The sequence below is a fragment of the Cyclobacterium lianum genome, from assembly GCF_900143075.1.
Classification (GTDB): Bacteria; Bacteroidota; Bacteroidia; order Cytophagales; family Cyclobacteriaceae; genus Cyclobacterium; species Cyclobacterium lianum.
The window spans coordinates 1-16,191 of sequence record NZ_FRCY01000016.1 but is presented as its reverse complement, the minus strand read 5'-3'; the positions used below and the strand labels follow the sequence as shown (position 1 = coordinate 16,191).

Below are 16,191 nucleotides of genomic sequence, written 5' to 3'. Positions count from 1 at the left end.
ACTACCCGGTAAAAAAGGGTTTATCGTTAGTAACGCCTCATTGGACAATCTATTTTTCGTGAAGACGGCTATTTGTCTGTTAGCTCCTGCCCGGTGGCTGGTCTCCATCTTTGGTACTCCTGCACCGACCATTTGATTTCACTTTCCACTAGTTCATTGATATTGTCAAACAATGCCTGTATTGATTTGGTTAAAAATGCTGCATGATGGGAGTGTTTATTTAGAACAGTTTAAAATAAGAGCAATGGGTATGGTTTGATTGTTTGCTACCGTTTCCAAATGTAAATTTGGCCTTGATAAAAACTTTGAACAAACCGTAATAACAGACAAATTATATGAGTTGGGTATCGAAAACCTTAAACAGTACATTGGGCAAGAAGTTATTGATGGCCCTGACGGGACTATTTCTGATTTTGTTTTTAGTAGTTCACCTGGCGGGCAATTTGCAACTCTTGCTTCCTGACGGTGGAAAATCGTTTAACATATACGCTGAAACCATGGCCAGCAACCCTTTTATCAGGGTAGTTGGGATATTGAACTTTGGTTTTATCGCCCTTCACGCCATATACTCTGCGATTTTGACCCGGCATAACAAAAAATCCCGACCGGTAGCGTATGCCATGACCAAAAGTTCTGCAAACAGTACCTGGAGCTCGAGAAATATGGGGATACTGGGTAGTCTGATCCTGGTTTTTATCCTGATTCACCTGAGAGGTTTCTGGTACGAATTTAAGTTTGGAGAGATGCCATATGTTACCTACGACGGAGAAACCTACAAGGATGGATTTGCTATCGTTTCAGCAGCGTTTGGGAATATCATTTACGTGGCTTTCTATGTGTTGAGCATGGCAGTTCTTGCTTTCCATTTGTCGCACGGTTTCTCCAGTGCTTTCCAGACCTTAGGCCTGAATCACAAGAAATACACCCCTTTTATACAAAAACTGGGGATAGGATTTGCCATCGTGGTTCCGGCGCTGTTTGCCTTGATACCTATTATTATGTTTATACAAAATAGTTGACTGGCATAATTTGAAAATAAAGGGAATTTAAATTGAATATTGATGAAACTTGATTCAAAAATACCCAGTGGTCCTTTGGCGGAAAAATGGACCAGGCATAAATTTAATGTCAAACTGGTCAATCCTGCCAATAAGAGAAAATATGAAATTATCGTTGTTGGAACAGGTTTGGCGGGTGCCTCTGCTGCGGCTTCACTTGCGGAGTTAGGTTATAACGTAAAGGCATTCTGCTTTCAGGACAGCCCACGAAGGGCACATTCCATCGCGGCGCAGGGGGGCATCAATGCAGCAAAGAATTATCAGAATGATGGAGATTCAGTTTTCCGGCTTTTCTATGATACGATCAAAGGAGGTGACTATCGTTCCAGAGAGGGAAATGTGTACCGGCTCGCAGAGGTTTCTGTGAATATCATTGATCAGTGTGTGGCCCAGGGTGTTCCGTTTGCCCGGGAGTACGGTGGCTTGCTGGCCAATCGATCTTTTGGTGGGGCCCAGGTGTCCCGTACATTCTATGCCAGGGGCCAGACCGGACAGCAGCTATTGTTGGGCGCTTACTCTGCTTTGAGCCGACAAGTGGCCAATGGCAAAGTAAAATTATTTCCCAGAACAGAGATGATGGATGTAGTCGTGGTAGATGGGAAAGCAAGAGGCATTGTTACCAGGAATTTGATAACAGGAGCCATAGAATCCCACAGTGCCCACGCGGTGCTCCTTTGTACCGGTGGCTACGGCAACGTGTTTTTTCTTTCCACCAACGCCATGGGCTCCAATGTCACTGCCGCCTGGAGGGCACACAAGAAAGGGGCGTTTTTCAGTAATCCCTGTTATACGCAAATCCACCCTACCTGTATCCCCGTTTCGGGAGATCACCAATCAAAGCTGACACTGATGTCCGAATCGCTGAGAAATGACGGCAGAGTGTGGGTTCCGAAAACCAAGGAAATGGCTGAAAAGCTACGTAAAAAGGAGATCGCGCCTAAAGATATCAAGGAAGAAGACCGTGATTACTACCTCGAGACCAAATATCCCTCCTTTGGCAATCTGGTTCCCAGAGATGTAGCATCCCGTAATGCCAAGTATGTCTGTGACGAGGGCCGCGGAGTGAACGAGACCGGTGAAGCGGTGTTTCTCGATTTCCGGGATGCCATCAAGAGAGATGGAGAGGATGCCGTGAAGGGCAAATATGGCAATTTATTTGACATGTACGAAAAGATCACCGGCGAGAATCCCTATCAGACGCCGATGATGATATATCCGGCTGTGCATTACACCATGGGAGGGCTTTGGGTAGATTACAATTTGATGACTACCGTTCCTGGCTTGTACGCACTGGGTGAAGCCAATTTTTCAGACCATGGAGCTAACCGGCTCGGTGCTTCGGCTCTCATGCAGGGGTTGGCAGATGGCTATTTTGTTGCCCCGTATACGGTGGGCGACTATCTGGCAAGTTTGCCCTATGAAAAGATCCCCGAAGATCATGCGGAATTCAAAAAATCAGAAGAAGAGGTAAAAGCGAGGGTGCAGAAGCTTTTGTCTGTAAATGGAACCAAGACAGTAGATCATTTTCACAAGAAATTGGGTAAGATCATGTGGAACCATTGCGGAATGGCAAGAAATGCCGCCGGTCTGACCAAAGCCAAGGAAATGATTCAGTCCCTCAAGGAAGAATTCTGGTCTAATGTCAAGGTCCTCGGTACCGGAGAAGAACTCAATCTCTCATTGGAAAAGGCCCACAGGGTAGCAGATTTTCTGGAGCTAGGTGAGTTAATGGTAGATGATGCGCTTCACCGCAATGAAAGTTGCGGGGGTCACTTCAGAGACGAGTACCAAACACCGGAGGGAGAAGCACTGCGGGATGATGAAAACTTTGCATACGTAGCTGCATGGGAATACAAGGGAGAAGGCAAGGAGGAAGCGCTTCACAAAGAGGACCTTGTTTTTGAAAACGTTAAGCTGACGCAAAGAAGCTACAAATAATCGATTGAAACCTAAAATGCACGAAAAATGAACCTGACTTTAAAAGTTTGGAGACAGAAAAACCCATCTGACAAAGGTGGTTTTAAAACATATAAATTAAGTGGAATTTCGGCAGACATGTCTTTTCTGGAAATGCTGGATGTACTGAATGAAGACCTATCCGAGAAAGGGGAAGATCCGGTACATTTCGATCATGATTGTCGGGAGGGTATATGTGGCATGTGCTCCCTTTACATCAATGGGCAGCCCCATGGTCCCCATCAGACCACTACCTGTCAATTGCATATGCGTTCGTTCAGGGATGGAGATACCATCACCATCGAACCCTGGAGGGCAAGCGCTTTCCCTATAGTCAAAGACCTGGTGGTTGACAGGAGTTCCTTCGACCGCATCATACAATCCGGAGGTTTTGTTTCGGTCAATACCGGTGGTGTGCCGGATGCCAACGAGATACCCATTCCGAAGGTAATTGCAGATGAATCTTTTGATGCGGCCACTTGTATCGGCTGTGGTGCCTGCGTGGCAGCCTGCAAAAATGCCTCCGCCATGCTTTTTGTTTCTGCTAAAATCTCCCAGTTGGCCCTACTGCCACAGGGAAAGGTGGAGAAAAAGGAGCGGGCTGAAAAAATGGTTGCCCAAATGGACAAGGAAGGCTTCGGTGCCTGCACCAATACAGGAGCCTGTTCTGCCGAATGTCCTAAAGAAATCAAACTAAGCAATATCGCCCGCATGAACAGAGAATACTTCTCCGCTTCGCTGAGTACGGAAAATGTATAGTATTTAAAAAAACCACTGAAAGACCGGGATTCCGGTCTTTTTTTTTGTCCTGTTTCGAGTCTTTCGGAGGCTGGGAGGCGGCTATCAATCTTTATAAGATTAGGATTTTTAAATATTTATTGTTTTTATGTGGAGCCAATTATCGACTTAACCAAAAAAAAATGTCCCTAATAGACTTATCTATTTTCATTGTTTATATGATCCTCATGCTTGGGGTAGGCTTTTACTTCATGAGGAAAAATTCCGGTCAGGATGACTATTATGTTGGTGGGAGAAATATCGGAAGCTGGCACATTGGTCTGTCCGTCGTCGCTACTGACGTAGGTGGCGGGTTTTCGGTGGGGCTTGGTGGATTGGGATTTTTGATGGGCTTATCGGGGAGCTGGATGCTGTTTACAGGTCTTCTGGGCGCCTGGATGGCCGCTGTGTTTCTGATACCAAAGGTCCGGTCTAATCCTGAATTCGCAAAGTTTTATACCTTGCCACAAATCTTTCAGCACCTTTTTGACAGGAAGGTGGGTATTCTGGCTGCCATCATTTGCTTTGTAGGCTACATGGGCTTCACTTCTTCCCAACTTCTGGCAGGTGCGAAACTGGCGGCTGGCACTTTCAAACCCCTGGAGCTGAACACTGCCCTGCTGATCATGGGTGTCATTGCCGTAGTATATACCGTCCTGGGCGGGCTGAAAGCTGTGATTTACACCGACACCGTACAGTGGATCGTTCTAATGCTGGGATTTATTTTCATTGGCTTGCCGGTATCATATTACCATGTGGGGGGATGGGAGGCCATCAGAGAAACCCTTCCGTCCGAATATTTCTCACTTGCCAATCTGCGCTGGCAGGATCTGGCAAATTGGGGGATCACCATTCTGCCGATTTGGTTTGTCGGCATGACGCTTTACCAACGCATTTTTGCCAGTACCGATGTGAAATCTGCCAAAAAGGCCTGGTTTATTGCAGGGCTTTTTGAATGGCCTGTTATGGCATTTATGGGCGTATCCCTTGGGCTACTCGCAAAGGTGGCGTTTGAACAGGGGCTTATCGCTGTCAGCCAGGAAGATCTGGATCCGGAAATGGGATTGCCCATTTTGCTCAGTACCGTATTGCCACCGGGAATCATGGGACTGATGATGTCCGCATATTTTTCAGCGGTTCTGTCTACCGCAGATTCCTGCCTGATGGCGGCATCCGGAAACCTCACTACGGATATATTCGGGAGGTACCTGAAAGACAGACAAGATGGTTTCGTGATGCGCATGAGCCAGTTGTTTACGCTGATTATAGGTGCTCTTGCCCTGGTCATTGCCATACAGATGACAAATGTGCTGGAATTAATGCTGTATTCATATGCCTTCATGGTATCTGGACTATTGGTGCCGATCATAGCAGGTCTTTTCTGGAACATGCGTTCTCCACTTGCAGCTTTGATATCTATGATCGTCGGTGGAGGTGTCACTGCAGGTTTGTCCATGGTCGATATAAACCTGCCATTTGGTCTGGATCCCAACTTTTTCGGCGTATTTTCATCTTTAGCAGTGTTTTTGCTTGTTCACAAGCTAAAAAAGTAATTCGAAAATTCTAAATCAAACAAAATATAAGGTACATGTCTACTATAGAAACACTTTCAGCAATCGATAATGCGACCTATCTGCAAAAGAATGAAATTGCTGATTTTTTATTCCAGCACCTGGATCAATACGGAGACCCGAAAACCCATATCATGCGATGCCTCGACTATGCACTCGATCAGGCCGGGGACAAGGGTGGCTTTGTAGTGATGGCCAGAGACGAGGGAAAGATCGTTGGAACGGTGGTTGTCAATAAAACCGGAATGTCCGGGTACATTCCGGAAAATATCCTCGTTTACATTGCCGTAGATGCTTCTCAACGCGGAAAAGGACTTGGTAAAAAGCTGATGCAGACCGCGATAGATATGGCCCACGGAGACATTGCCCTGCATGTGGAGCCGGATAACCCCGCAAAGTTTCTCTATGAAAAACTGGGATTTACCAACAAGTATCTTGAAATGAGATTAAAAAAGTAAAATGGCCTTTCTAAATCTATATCGCGATAAATTAAGAGAAAATTTCGAATTTCTGAAAAAGGAATTTGCGGCCAATGAGGTCTCCTGGGGAGTGGTGTCCAAAATCCTCTGCGGAAACCGAAAATATATCAAAGAGTTGATTGATATGGGTGCGGATGAAATCCATGACTCGCGCATCAGTAATCTTGCTAAGGTAAAAGAAATTGACCCTAAGGTACAAACGGTCTACATCAAGCCTCCCTCTAAGAGAAATATCTCTGACATGGTCAAATATGCCGATGTAAGCTTAAACAGTGAATTGAATACGATCCGCTGGATCAGCAAGGAGGCAGTCAAACAAAATAAGAAACACAAGATCATCATTATGGTTGAAACCGGTGACCTCCGGGAAGGCGTCATGGGCGACCATCTGATAGATTTTTATGCAAAGGTGTTTGATCTCCCAAACCTGGAAGTGATTGGCTTGGGGACCAATCTCAATTGCCTGAATGGAGTGATGCCGTCGGCCGATAAACTGATCCAGCTTTCGCTGTACAAACAGATCATTGAACTAAAATTTAACAAGAAGATCCCCTGGGTTTCGGCCGGCACTTCTGTGACCATTCCGTTGATGCTGCATCAGCAGTTGCCCAAGGGTGTCAACCATTTTCGTGTAGGAGAAACCTTGTATTTTGGCGCAGACCTGTTTGAAGAAAAAACCATTGAAGGAATGAATCCGAATGTATTTGAATTGTTTACGGAGATCATTGAGATGCAGGAAAAGCCCCTGCTTCCTTCTGGAAGCCTTGCCAACAACCCTCAGGGCGAAGTGGCTGAAATTGATGAGTCTTTATACGGCAAATCCTCTTACAGAGCCATCCTGGACCTGGGCCTTCTGGATGTTGATCCCAAGTACCTGATTGCAGGAGATGGGGATTTTGAAATCCTGGGAGCCAGCTCGGACATGATCGTCATCAACCTGGGAGAAAACCCAAAAAATTATAAAGTGGGTGATCTGATTAAATTTAACCTCAAGTACATGGGCGCTTTGGCCATACTGAACAGCAGCTATATCGAAAAAAGGGTGGTCTGATAGCATAAATAATATTTGTTTTTCTGATAAATATCTTTTTAAGCCCTTTATTGGGTGGCTTAGGGTGTTGGTCGTTTACGGAGCGCATTTTTTGGCACCATATTGGTTTGATGAAGGAAACTAACCAACTTATTATTTATCATGAAAAAGTTCATATTATTCTTTTCACTACTTGTAGCAGGTGCACTGACAGGTCAGGCACAGGATACCACAAATGGAAATTCGGGTAAGTCGGGCTTTGGCCTGAGAGGCGGAGCCAGCCTGTTTAACTGGAGCGGGGAGGATATCAGCAGCAACGATTACACCAACAGGGTTGGTTTTCACGCCGGCGTTTTTGCCAACAGCTTCGTAGGTGACCGTTTTTCCATTGAGCCGGGATTGTACTATTCGGTAAAAGGTACTCAAAATGACGACCTGGTTAACTCCCGGGCGGTGTTGAACTATCTGGACCTGCCGGTATTGTTTCGCTTTTATGCCACAGAAGGGGTGAATTTTTTCGCAGGGCCGCAAGCCTCTTTACTCCTGGGTTCCACCTTTGAGGCCGACGCTTTGGGAAATACCTATGGATGGGAAACCGATGCGATCAATGACCTGGACGCCGGATTGGTCGTGGGGCTTGGGTACAACCTTCCAGTAGGATTAAACCTTCAGGCCAGTTATGACCTGGGACTTACTCCGGTATTTAAAGACACAGATGCAGATGTATATAACAGGGGCTTTAAGCTTTCTGCAGGAATTAGCTTCTAATACCGATTTTAAAAAATACATTGAAGCAAAACCGAAAGCCTTTCTCTGTGTAGATAAGGATTTCGGTTTTGCTGTTATATGTCTTTGATTCGGCTGACATCCTCCAGGGAGTACTGCGGTGTACCGCCACTGAGTGTAGCCACCAGAGCCCCCAGGGCACAGGCAAAATCAAGGATCTTTTCTGGTGACTCCCGGGATAGGTATTTGCTGACAAATCCTGCCAGAAAGGCATCCCCTGCACCTACGGTATCCTTTACCTCAACTGGATAACCTGGGTGACTGACGATGTCCCCATCCTGGTAGATGGCAGCACCTTTGCTGCCTAAGGTGATACAAACCAGTTCGAAGTCAAACATCTCACTTAATTTCTCCAACGCTGCTTCCATTTTACTGGGGAGGTCATAAAAGTCTGCCAAAAGGGTAAGTTCCTCTTCATTGATTTTTAGGATGTCGGCTTTACCAAGCAGATTATCCAACAAATCTGCAGAGTAGAAAGGGGGCCTGAGATTGATGTCTAGTACCTTGAGTACATTCGTGTTCAGTAGCTTTTCAAGACAGGTTCTGCTGGTATCATTTCTGGCGCCGAGGGAGCCGAAAATGAACGCATCTGCATGTTTGACGGCTTTTTCCATATTTGGTGTCCATTGGATATGGTCCCAGGCTGCAGGTTTGACGATTTCGTAGCGGATATTTTCCTTATCGCTGTCATCGACAATGACCGTTCCGGTAGGATACTCGCTGCTAACTTGAATTAGATCGTCCGTAAGCCCGTATTTTTTGACGAAAGCCAGCAGTTTTTTGCCCAACTTGTCATCGCCGACACTTGAGATCATACCCACATCCAGGCCGAGATGTGCCAGATGAAGCGCCACGTTCATGGGGGCACCGCCGGCAATACTTTCCTTAGGAAAAATGTCCCAAAGCATTTCACCGAAACAAATAATCTTTTTAGGCATTTTTAACGATAAAGTCTTTTTGAATTTCTTCCAGAGACCTGCCTTTGGTTTCGGGCATCTTAAAGCGTACCCACAGCAGTTGCAATACCATCATCAGCGCAAAGAATCCGAATATGACCACTGCGCCAAATTGATTGGCGAAGAAGGGGAATACATTTGCGATAATGGCGGCAAGGATCCAGTGGGTAAAACAACCGATAGACTGCCCATAGGCCCGCAGCTCATTTGGGAAAATTTCAGAGATAAATACCCAGATGACGGCACCCTGCCCGATAGCATGTGAGGCGATAAACATGAAGACAAACACGGGTAAAAAGCTGCTACTGATCTGGCCTCCCGAAAAGGAGTAAGCGATCAATAACAGAGAAATGATGTAGCCCACAGAGCCCATATACATGAGTTTTTTTCTCCCAATCCGATCTATGAGATAGAGACCCAGCATGGTGGCTACCATATTTACGGCTCCGATCCCTACGGTAGAGAGCAAAGCGCTTTCGGCACTGATGCCGGCCATTTCAAAGATCCTGGGCGCAAAATAGATGATCGCATTGATTCCTGATAGTTGATTGAATAAGGCAATCATGATCGCCAGAAGGGTGATTTTTAGGTACTTCGAATGAAAAAGGGCCATAAACCCCACTTGTACCCGGGATAATTTTTTTTCTTCCAGCGCCAATCTAATGGCCTCGTCTACACCCTCCGGATCGGTTCGCTGCAGGATCTTTTCGGCGGTTTCAAAATCGTCTTTTTTAGCAATCAGCCACCTGGGGCTCTGAGGTACTTTCAGTACGAGCAAGGTGTAAATCAGTGCAGGTACCGCTTCTACGCCCAGCATCCAGCGCCAGCTATCGACAGCAATGCTGAGATCTATCAGGTAATTGGAAAAATAGGCTACCAAAATGCCAAAAACAAGGTTGAACTGAAATAGTGCCACCAGTTGTCCCCGGTTCTTTGCAGGGGATATTTCACTGATATACATGGGGGCTACCACCGAAGAGGCCCCCACACCTATTCCGCCGATAAAGCGGAAAAACATGAACGAATTTACTTCCGGAGCGATGGCAGAACCAAAGGCAGATACCAGGTAGAGGATGCCTATCCAGATCAGAGAATTTTTCCTGCCGTAACGGTCTGCGGGGATTCCTCCGAAAAGGGCTCCTATTACCGTTCCATACAGGGCGATGGCTACGGCCATGCCATGGCTCCAATCGCTTAAATTCCAGACTTGCTGTATTTGCCGCTCGGCACCAGATATGACGGCAGTATCAAAACCAAATAAAAATCCTCCCAAAGCCGCGACAATGGAGAGAAATAGCACGTAACTGTTGATTTTCATGAAATAATCTCTTAGGACAATAACTTTTAAATCTAAACAGATATGTGCTGTTTAAAAAATTTTAGTGAAAATTAAATGTGGAATATGGGTTTTTACAGTTCTCGAGACCAAGCATTACAGCCTTGCTCTTCTACTTTCCGATAAAGATCCTGTAGTAAAACTGAAATTGCATCAACATATCAGATTTAATACGTTTCTGTTGCTGATCATTACCTTCCAGTTCGGAAAACGGGCTCACTATCAGGGTTGCTTCCAGTCCGATTTCGGCGTCTGATTGCAGATCTTTGTAAATCCCTAATCTAAATGGTATGTATATTCCGGAATCATTGGCAGCATAGGTTTCTGTTCTCCTTGCAGGATCATTGAGGATCAGCCTTTCATCCGTTCGCTGCGAATAATAATACCCAAGGCCCAGTCCTGTATATACTTTGATCAGGGAGGGCAGGTAGCCGCTTTGGTTCGGGTTGATGTGGTATACCGGCATCACATCCGCATAATAAATATTTCCCCTGAATGCATGAGGCAGATTAGCCTGCGCAATTTTGTCTATTTGTTCGGTATTGTAAAAGTCACCGCTATTTACCATTTGCCAACCCAAGGTAGCTTTTACATCAAAAAAGGTCTGTATCTTTTTGTTGTAATCTAAGGATAAAACCGGAAGAACTTTAAATTTGAACTTGCTGTGGACCCCGGTGTTGTCTCCATACATTTTGGCCGGACCGACCCCGATTCCCAACCTGTCTTTCCTGTTATCCTGTGCAATAGAGGAAATGACGATGAAAAAAAAGCCGCAGATGAATAGCAAAAATGTTTTCATTTGATTGATTGTTTTCAACACGCAAGTTAATAAAATGAACTAATATGTATAAAAGAATATGTAATTTAAACCCAAAAATATGACTTGTAGTTATAATTTTAACCAGATGTTTGGCAAGTTAGCATGATGCTTTAGCCCACAGAAGAACGATAAATGGGCCTAAAGGGTTTCTATTCTGGATAAAGGTACTAAAACGAAACGGTAAAAAAATGGATCATGGTAAAATTGACCGTTCTGGTTTCTCTGCCGCGGAGCAACAACGGTATGATCGGCATTTTTTATTGCCCGGCTTTGGAGAGGGAGCGCAGCGAAAGCTAAAAAATGGTTGCGTCCTGGTGATTGGGGCAGGAGGTCTCGGAAGTCCGCTGCTCCTGTATCTTGCCGCCGCCGGAGTAGGGCAAATAGGTATAGTGGACTTTGACGAAGTGGATGCATCAAATTTACACCGCCAGGTGATTTTTGATGAAGCCCAAATTGGCGAGTCCAAAGTGGAAGCTGCTAAAGCTCGATTGCAGGGTATCAATCCCTTAATCAATATAGTAAGCTATAGTCAGCGGCTTACATCCGCCAATGCCATGGAGATTATCACTGGATATGACGTGGTCGCAGATGGTTCGGATAATTTTGCTACCCGATATCTGGTAAATGATGCCTGCGTATTAGCAGGTAAACCCAACGTGTATGGTTCCATATTTCAGTTTGAAGGGCAGGTGTCGGTATTTAATCACAGGGACGAAAAAGGCAGGTATGGACCCAATTACAGGGACCTTTTTCCAAGTCCTCCTCCCTCCGGCCTGGTACCCAACTGTGCGGAGACGGGTGTGCTGGGTGTGCTTCCGGGGATAATCGGCAGTATGCAGGCATTGGAAGTCATCAAAATACTGGCGGGAATCGGCGAGGTGATGAGTGGAAGGCTCTGGCTTTTTGATGCGCTTGCTTTTGAATCCAGAACAATAAAGATCGGCAAAAGAGCTGATAACCCACTAAACGGGGAGCATCCAACTATCCACAGGCTGATTGATTATGAGGCCTTTTGTGGTGTTGGTCAGGGATCTGATATTAAAGGTATTTCTGTTGATGAATTTCAGGAAATGAAAAGGGGAGAGGCAGATTTTCAATTGGTAGATGTACGCGAAGCTCAGGAATATCGCAGAAAAAATATCGGTGGATTCCCCATTCCCCTTTCCAGATTAGAGGAGCTTCATGAGCAGATTGCTAAGGATAAAAAAGTAATCATCCACTGTGAAAGCGGAGCCCGTAGCGCAACGGCGATCAGGACATTGGCAGAGCTTTATGGGTATACCAACCTGTACAATCTGGAAGGCGGCATCAGGGCTTACCTGGCTGCTTTTCCGCCTGTTCAGTCTTAAAACCAGATGTAAATTTTCATTATTTTCAATTACAAATCGGACGGCAGAATGAAGGGATTCCGGCACTGACCTGTTCCTGGTGTGCCGCTCCTGCCAAAAGTATTGTCAGGCCTGGTTTGGAAGTAATATTTTTCCTCTGAAGTGCCGGTATCAGAAGGTATTATTCATTTTCATCTTCATTGGATCCGCTATCTGCTACAGGTTTCAGGTTATCGGGTATAGCCGGGTTGAGTTCTTCATCGTCTTTTTCGTAGGGAAATACCTCTACTATAGGGCTTTCGGTGACTTCCGGGACGTTGAAGCTTACCAGCATGTTGTTCAGGCTCTCGTAGATCCTTTCGTATGCCTCCTTTACATGATGTGCGGTCACGAGCATGTACTGGGTTACTTTCTTTTCCTTCCCGCTATCTGCATCCGCCACGATATAGGTGATTTTGCATTTGTGCCAGACGTCCACATCTTCATAGAAAAATACATCTACAATATTGCTTTTGCCGATGCTGGTCACCTGAAAATCTCCCCTGATCACGCTGCCCAGCATGTCGTAAATCCTTGCTTCTGCCTCTGTGAAGGAGACGGCATCTACCAGATATTGCTCCGATACATTTTTAAGCAATCCCTGCTCATTTTCTTTCGCATACTTGACTTTACACAAAAACCAGGTTCTCATAGCGTTAATTCCTCTTTAATTGTTGAAGTCACGAAGGTAATCTGAAATCGCCAAAACAAAAAAGGTTTTCACAAAACAGCACGTTACCATATCGGAAGCCAACCCAGGCAAACCGGACCGTACCATATTGAAAGGAAAAACATTACATTTCTGATAATTACCATTATTTTAGGGTTTTTCTTACCGGTCAACACCAGGATATGAACCACAAGGCAAGCAAGAAAAACAACGAAAATTTCTCCGGTATTTTTGGGCTGATTTTGGGTCCTCTGATGTGCTCGATGGTGTTTTTATTGGGTTACCTGGGAGCCTGGGAGCTGGGTCCATCAGCCAGAGTCCTGGCTCTGGCTGCCTGGATGCTTTCCTGGTGGGTAACCGAGGCGGTGCCGATTCCGGTCACTGCGCTGCTGCCAATGGTGCTTTTTCCCCTGTTGGATATTTTCGATATGGAAGCTGCTACGGCACCTTATGCCAACCCCATCATTTTTCTCTTTATGGGTGGATTTATCATTGCCCTTGCGATGGAAAAAAATAAACTGCACCTGCGCATTGCATTGAATCTGATAAACATCACAGGCACCCGGCCTGATGGAATCATCCTGGGTTTTTATCTGGCTACTGTTTTTTTAAGTATGTGGATCAGCAATACCGCCACTGCCGTGATGATGCTGCCCATAGCCATGTCTATTGTCCGGTTGATTCAAAACAATAATCCTTCTTTGGCGAGGGAAAAGGGGTTTGGCAATTTTTGTTTTGCGCTCATGCTGGGTATTGCCTATGCAGCCAACATTGGTGGGGTGATTACCATCATAGGTACGCCGCCCAATGTAGTATTGGTGGGTTACATGCAGGAATTTTATGGATTCAACCTGGATTTTAACCGTTGGCTTTTGGTCGGTATGCCTGTGGCGGCTGTTATGCTGCTACTGATGTATTTGTTGCTGGTAAAAGTAATGTACCCGAGCAAACTCGGAAGACTGGCAGGATCCGCCGAGGTGATCCGAGGGCAGCTACAGGAACTGGGACCCATAAGTTCCGCGGAGCTAAGAACAGCATCTGTTTTACTTTTGACGGCGCTCTTGTGGATATTCAGAAACCCAATCAATCAATTACTGCCCTCCGCTCTGCTAAACGATACCTTAATCGCGATGTCCGGCGGAATATTGATGTTCCTGGTTCCTGCAGCGCATCTCAGGGGTCCCAGACTGCTGGATTGGAAGAGCATGCAGCGGTTGCCCTGGGGTATTTTATTGCTGTTTGGAGGAGGGATGGCGCTGGCAAAAGGCCTGGAGGCCGCCGGTATCATCCAGGAGATAGGGAATTATATCGCCGAAAACCAGTTGCTTTCGGTAGCCGTTTTGGTATTGGCACTGACGGCGGTGTCATTGTTTTTGACAGAAGTGATGAGCAATGTGGCACTGGTCACGATATTTCTTCCGGTGGTATTGGCGATTGCAGAGGGCATGGGGGAGCAGGTATTGGTTTTCGCTATTCCGGTGACCATGGCGAGTAGCTTTGCCTTCATGCTGCCCATTTCGACTCCGCCGAATGCCATTCTTTTTTCAAGTGGCTTTATCCGCATCAGGGAAATGATGAAGGTGGGCATATGGCTGAACCTTATCGCAATTTTACTACTCTGGTTGACCGCCTTTACCCTGATTGGTTGGGTTTATTGAATTTGCTGCTTCCGGCATACCTACCTGTGAGTCGAAGAATCCTGACTGGCAGAAAACGCGTCCAGATCAAAAACGATGTTCTCCAGAACCAAGCCATTGGCAGGCGCTTTGGGGCCCAGGGGGCTTTTGTCCTTACTCAGCAGCGCCTGTTTGAGATCGTCCACGCTTAGCTCTCCTCTGCCCAGGAGGAGCAGGGAGGCCATCATCCTGCGTACCTGATGCATGAGAAAACCTTTTCCGTTTACCCGGAAAACCCAAACGCCTTTGCCCGAAAGCCAGGGAAGCTCAGCCCCCGCCGGACAAATCTTAGCAATGTCGATCTGCCGGATAAAATCCCCGGTGTTTTTCCCATGGCTGCAAAACCGTCGGAAATCATGTTCCCCCACGAAAAGAGAGGCAGCCCGTTGCATGGCAGCGATGTCCAATTCTTCCCCTCCAAAGGCCAGGTTTCCAGCCAGGAAGGGATGAGGTTTTTCTCCCGAGGCGAAATAGTAGCCATACTGCTTTTCGATTACATCCTGGATGATGTTAAAATCCCTGGCAACCGTACGTCCGTCAGACAGGCGAATATCTGTTGGGAGAATGTCATTGACATTACGGATAAAGGGTGGAATTTCCAGAGGTTGGCGGAGGAATAAGGCGAAGGCACCATTCAGACAGCTGACCCCACTATCGGTACGGCTGGCACCAAGTACGTTAAAATCTTCGTGCCCCAATACATAGCGGATGCTTCTTTCCAAAGTGCCCTGCACCGTTTTTACCCCCTTTTGTACCTGCCAGCCATGATAGCGCAGTCCGAGGTATTGGATGCAAAACAGGTAGCTAAAAGGTCGGGTTTGCATGGTGTAAAGCTACGGTTTGGGAAGTAAGTCTGCAAGGGTATTGGTCGGGGCCGTTAAAAAATTAGGCGCAGCATTCACAAAGGGATGGTCGGGCTTGAGGTCACCATCGATCGCCACCACTGTACCCAAATCCGGATGAAGCCGGAGATTTTGTCCTTCATGATCTATTGGTTTTTGGTACATCAGACCAGATTCACGAAGTTCATGAAAGGTCTGGATTGCCCAGATTGAAAAAAAAATTAATATACCAGGAATTTATTTAATTTTAGGGAGGCTATATTGCGGCAAGTAGAAAAGTATGTAGCAATGATTCAAAAAAGGTACATCAATTCCTGTATGGTGCGATTAAGGGTATTGAATCCTGGCGAGGTCACAAAACAAGGTTTTTATTTCAATTCCTGTATGGTGCGATTAAGGGCTGAAGTGGATAGCCGAGAACCTTTAATTTGGGATAAATTTCAATTCCTGTATGGTGCGATTAAGGGTGAGGGGTCTGTTATGCCATCATTGCAATGCAGCATATTTCAATTCCTGTATGGTGCGATTAAGGGTAGGGATAGCTATTCGGATCACGTATCAGGAGGAATGTTTCAATTCCTGTATGGTGCGATTAAGGGCCGCCGGCGGCATTGGTGATGGTGATGCCGGAGCCGAGTTTCAATTCCTGTATGGTGCGATTAAGGGTCAGATAGCCCGGGAGACATTCGCTACCTTATATAGTTTCAATTCCTGTATGGTGCGATTAAGGGAGGCGATCGATCTGATCGCCGATGAGATGGACGAGGGTTTCAATTCCTGTATGGTGCGATTAAGGGTGAAGGAACCCAACCAAATCAGTAAGTGCTTCTTTGTTTCAATTCCTGTATGGTGCGATTAAGGGCCAGA

The 16,191-nt window shown here is 46.1% G+C and carries 15 protein-coding genes and 1 CRISPR repeat array; of the genes, 9 read left to right on the top strand and 6 right to left on the bottom strand.

Annotated features, from left to right (window positions below; translation table 11 throughout):
- Nucleotides 1-335 precede the first annotated feature (335 nt).
- From BUB19_RS19640 to BUB19_RS19610, 7 genes are all read left to right on the top strand, one after another.
- Nucleotides 336-1,019: a succinate dehydrogenase cytochrome b subunit gene (locus tag BUB19_RS19640; RefSeq protein ID WP_073097039.1), complete on the top strand. Its 684-nt coding sequence runs from the start codon at nt 336-338 to the stop codon at nt 1,017-1,019.
- Nucleotides 1,020-1,061: 42 nt separating this feature from the next.
- Nucleotides 1,062-2,996: a fumarate reductase/succinate dehydrogenase flavoprotein subunit gene (locus BUB19_RS19635; RefSeq protein ID WP_073097038.1), complete on the top strand. Its 1,935-nt coding sequence runs from the start codon at nt 1,062-1,064 to the stop codon at nt 2,994-2,996.
- 27 nt (nt 2,997-3,023) lie between these two features.
- The gene (locus BUB19_RS19630; protein WP_073097037.1) at nt 3,024-3,773 is read left to right on the top strand and encodes a succinate dehydrogenase/fumarate reductase iron-sulfur subunit; all 750 of its coding nucleotides are present in this window, start codon (nt 3,024-3,026) and stop codon (nt 3,771-3,773) included.
- 161 nt (nt 3,774-3,934) lie between these two features.
- Entirely contained in the window at nt 3,935-5,344 is a 1,410-nt protein-coding gene (locus BUB19_RS19625; RefSeq protein ID WP_073097179.1) for a sodium:solute symporter family protein, read from the top strand.
- Between the two features lie 35 nt (nt 5,345-5,379).
- On the top strand, nt 5,380-5,820 hold the full coding sequence (locus BUB19_RS19620; protein WP_073097035.1) for a GNAT family N-acetyltransferase: 441 nt from the start codon (nt 5,380-5,382) through the stop codon (nt 5,818-5,820).
- A 1-nt stretch (nt 5,821) separates the two neighbouring features.
- Complete coding sequence (locus BUB19_RS19615) at nt 5,822-6,892, top strand: alanine racemase (RefSeq protein WP_073097033.1); 1,071 nt, start codon at nt 5,822-5,824, stop codon at nt 6,890-6,892.
- 141 nt (nt 6,893-7,033) lie between these two features.
- The gene (locus BUB19_RS19610; protein WP_073097031.1) at nt 7,034-7,639 is read left to right on the top strand and encodes a porin family protein; all 606 of its coding nucleotides are present in this window, start codon (nt 7,034-7,036) and stop codon (nt 7,637-7,639) included.
- Nucleotides 7,640-7,713: 74 nt separating this feature from the next.
- On the opposite strand, the gene BUB19_RS19605 is transcribed toward BUB19_RS19610, so the two are convergent.
- The 3 genes from BUB19_RS19605 to BUB19_RS19595 form a co-directional block, all read right to left on the bottom strand.
- On the bottom strand, nt 7,714-8,595 hold the full coding sequence (locus tag BUB19_RS19605; protein ID WP_073097030.1) for a carbohydrate kinase family protein: 882 nt from the start codon (nt 8,593-8,595) through the stop codon (nt 7,714-7,716).
- Nucleotides 8,588-9,931, bottom strand: a complete 1,344-nt coding sequence (locus BUB19_RS19600) for a sugar porter family MFS transporter (protein WP_073097028.1) — start codon at nt 9,929-9,931, stop codon at nt 8,588-8,590. The genes BUB19_RS19605 and BUB19_RS19600 overlap by 8 nt, the downstream gene beginning before the upstream one ends.
- A 130-nt stretch (nt 9,932-10,061) precedes the next feature.
- On the bottom strand, nt 10,062-10,748 hold the full coding sequence (locus BUB19_RS19595) for a hypothetical protein (protein ID WP_073097027.1): 687 nt from the start codon (nt 10,746-10,748) through the stop codon (nt 10,062-10,064).
- A gap of 209 nt (nt 10,749-10,957) precedes the next feature.
- Here BUB19_RS19595 and moeB point away from each other — a divergent pair, with 209 nt between their 5' ends.
- Nucleotides 10,958-12,118 carry a molybdopterin-synthase adenylyltransferase MoeB gene (moeB, locus tag BUB19_RS19590; RefSeq protein WP_073097026.1) on the top strand — a complete coding sequence of 387 codons (1,161 nt, stop codon included), beginning with the start codon at nt 10,958-10,960 and terminating at the stop codon, nt 12,116-12,118.
- A gap of 160 nt (nt 12,119-12,278) precedes the next feature.
- On the opposite strand, the gene BUB19_RS19585 is transcribed toward moeB, so the two are convergent.
- Nucleotides 12,279-12,788, bottom strand: coding sequence for a DUF4494 domain-containing protein (locus BUB19_RS19585; protein WP_073097024.1), 510 nt, complete (start codon nt 12,786-12,788; stop codon nt 12,279-12,281).
- 200 nt (nt 12,789-12,988) lie between these two features.
- On the opposite strand from BUB19_RS19585, the gene BUB19_RS19580 reads away from it, so the two are divergent.
- Nucleotides 12,989-14,464 carry an SLC13 family permease gene (locus BUB19_RS19580; RefSeq protein ID WP_073097023.1) on the top strand — a complete coding sequence of 492 codons (1,476 nt, stop codon included), beginning with the start codon at nt 12,989-12,991 and terminating at the stop codon, nt 14,462-14,464.
- Nucleotides 14,465-14,484: 20 nt separating this feature from the next.
- Here BUB19_RS19580 and truA read toward each other — a convergent pair whose 3' ends face one another.
- Both truA and BUB19_RS24580 read right to left on the bottom strand, forming a co-directional pair.
- Entirely contained in the window at nt 14,485-15,306 is an 822-nt protein-coding gene (gene truA, locus BUB19_RS19575; protein WP_073097022.1) for a tRNA pseudouridine(38-40) synthase TruA, read from the bottom strand.
- Nucleotides 15,307-15,315: 9 nt separating this feature from the next.
- Complete coding sequence (locus BUB19_RS24580) at nt 15,316-15,489, bottom strand: hypothetical protein (RefSeq protein ID WP_178371539.1); 174 nt, start codon at nt 15,487-15,489, stop codon at nt 15,316-15,318.
- A gap of 139 nt (nt 15,490-15,628) precedes the next feature.
- A CRISPR array of direct repeats spans nt 15,629-16,186; the repeat unit is 30 nt; unit sequence GTTTCAATTCCTGTATGGTGCGATTAAGGG.
- Nucleotides 16,187-16,191: the final 5 nt, after the last annotated feature.

Coding starts and splice junctions, on each gene's coding strand:
- BUB19_RS19640 (WP_073097039.1), top strand. CDS start 336: ATGAGTTGGGTATCGAAAACCTTAAACAGTACATTGGGCAAGAAGTTA.
- BUB19_RS19635 (WP_073097038.1), top strand. CDS start 1,062: ATGAAACTTGATTCAAAAATACCCAGTGGTCCTTTGGCGGAAAAATGG.
- BUB19_RS19630 (WP_073097037.1), top strand. CDS start 3,024: ATGAACCTGACTTTAAAAGTTTGGAGACAGAAAAACCCATCTGACAAA.
- BUB19_RS19625 (WP_073097179.1), top strand. CDS start 3,935: ATGTCCCTAATAGACTTATCTATTTTCATTGTTTATATGATCCTCATG.
- BUB19_RS19620 (WP_073097035.1), top strand. CDS start 5,380: ATGTCTACTATAGAAACACTTTCAGCAATCGATAATGCGACCTATCTG.
- BUB19_RS19615 (WP_073097033.1), top strand. CDS start 5,822: ATGGCCTTTCTAAATCTATATCGCGATAAATTAAGAGAAAATTTCGAA.
- BUB19_RS19610 (WP_073097031.1), top strand. CDS start 7,034: ATGAAAAAGTTCATATTATTCTTTTCACTACTTGTAGCAGGTGCACTG.
- BUB19_RS19605 (WP_073097030.1), bottom strand. CDS start 8,595: ATGCCTAAAAAGATTATTTGTTTCGGTGAAATGCTTTGGGACATTTTT.
- BUB19_RS19600 (WP_073097028.1), bottom strand. CDS start 9,931: ATGAAAATCAACAGTTACGTGCTATTTCTCTCCATTGTCGCGGCTTTG.
- BUB19_RS19595 (WP_073097027.1), bottom strand. CDS start 10,748: ATGAAAACATTTTTGCTATTCATCTGCGGCTTTTTTTTCATCGTCATT.
- moeB (WP_073097026.1), top strand. CDS start 10,958: ATGGATCATGGTAAAATTGACCGTTCTGGTTTCTCTGCCGCGGAGCAA.
- BUB19_RS19585 (WP_073097024.1), bottom strand. CDS start 12,788: ATGAGAACCTGGTTTTTGTGTAAAGTCAAGTATGCGAAAGAAAATGAG.
- BUB19_RS19580 (WP_073097023.1), top strand. CDS start 12,989: ATGAACCACAAGGCAAGCAAGAAAAACAACGAAAATTTCTCCGGTATT.
- truA (WP_073097022.1), bottom strand. CDS start 15,306: ATGCAAACCCGACCTTTTAGCTACCTGTTTTGCATCCAATACCTCGGA.
- BUB19_RS24580 (WP_178371539.1), bottom strand. CDS start 15,489: ATGTACCAAAAACCAATAGATCATGAAGGACAAAATCTCCGGCTTCAT.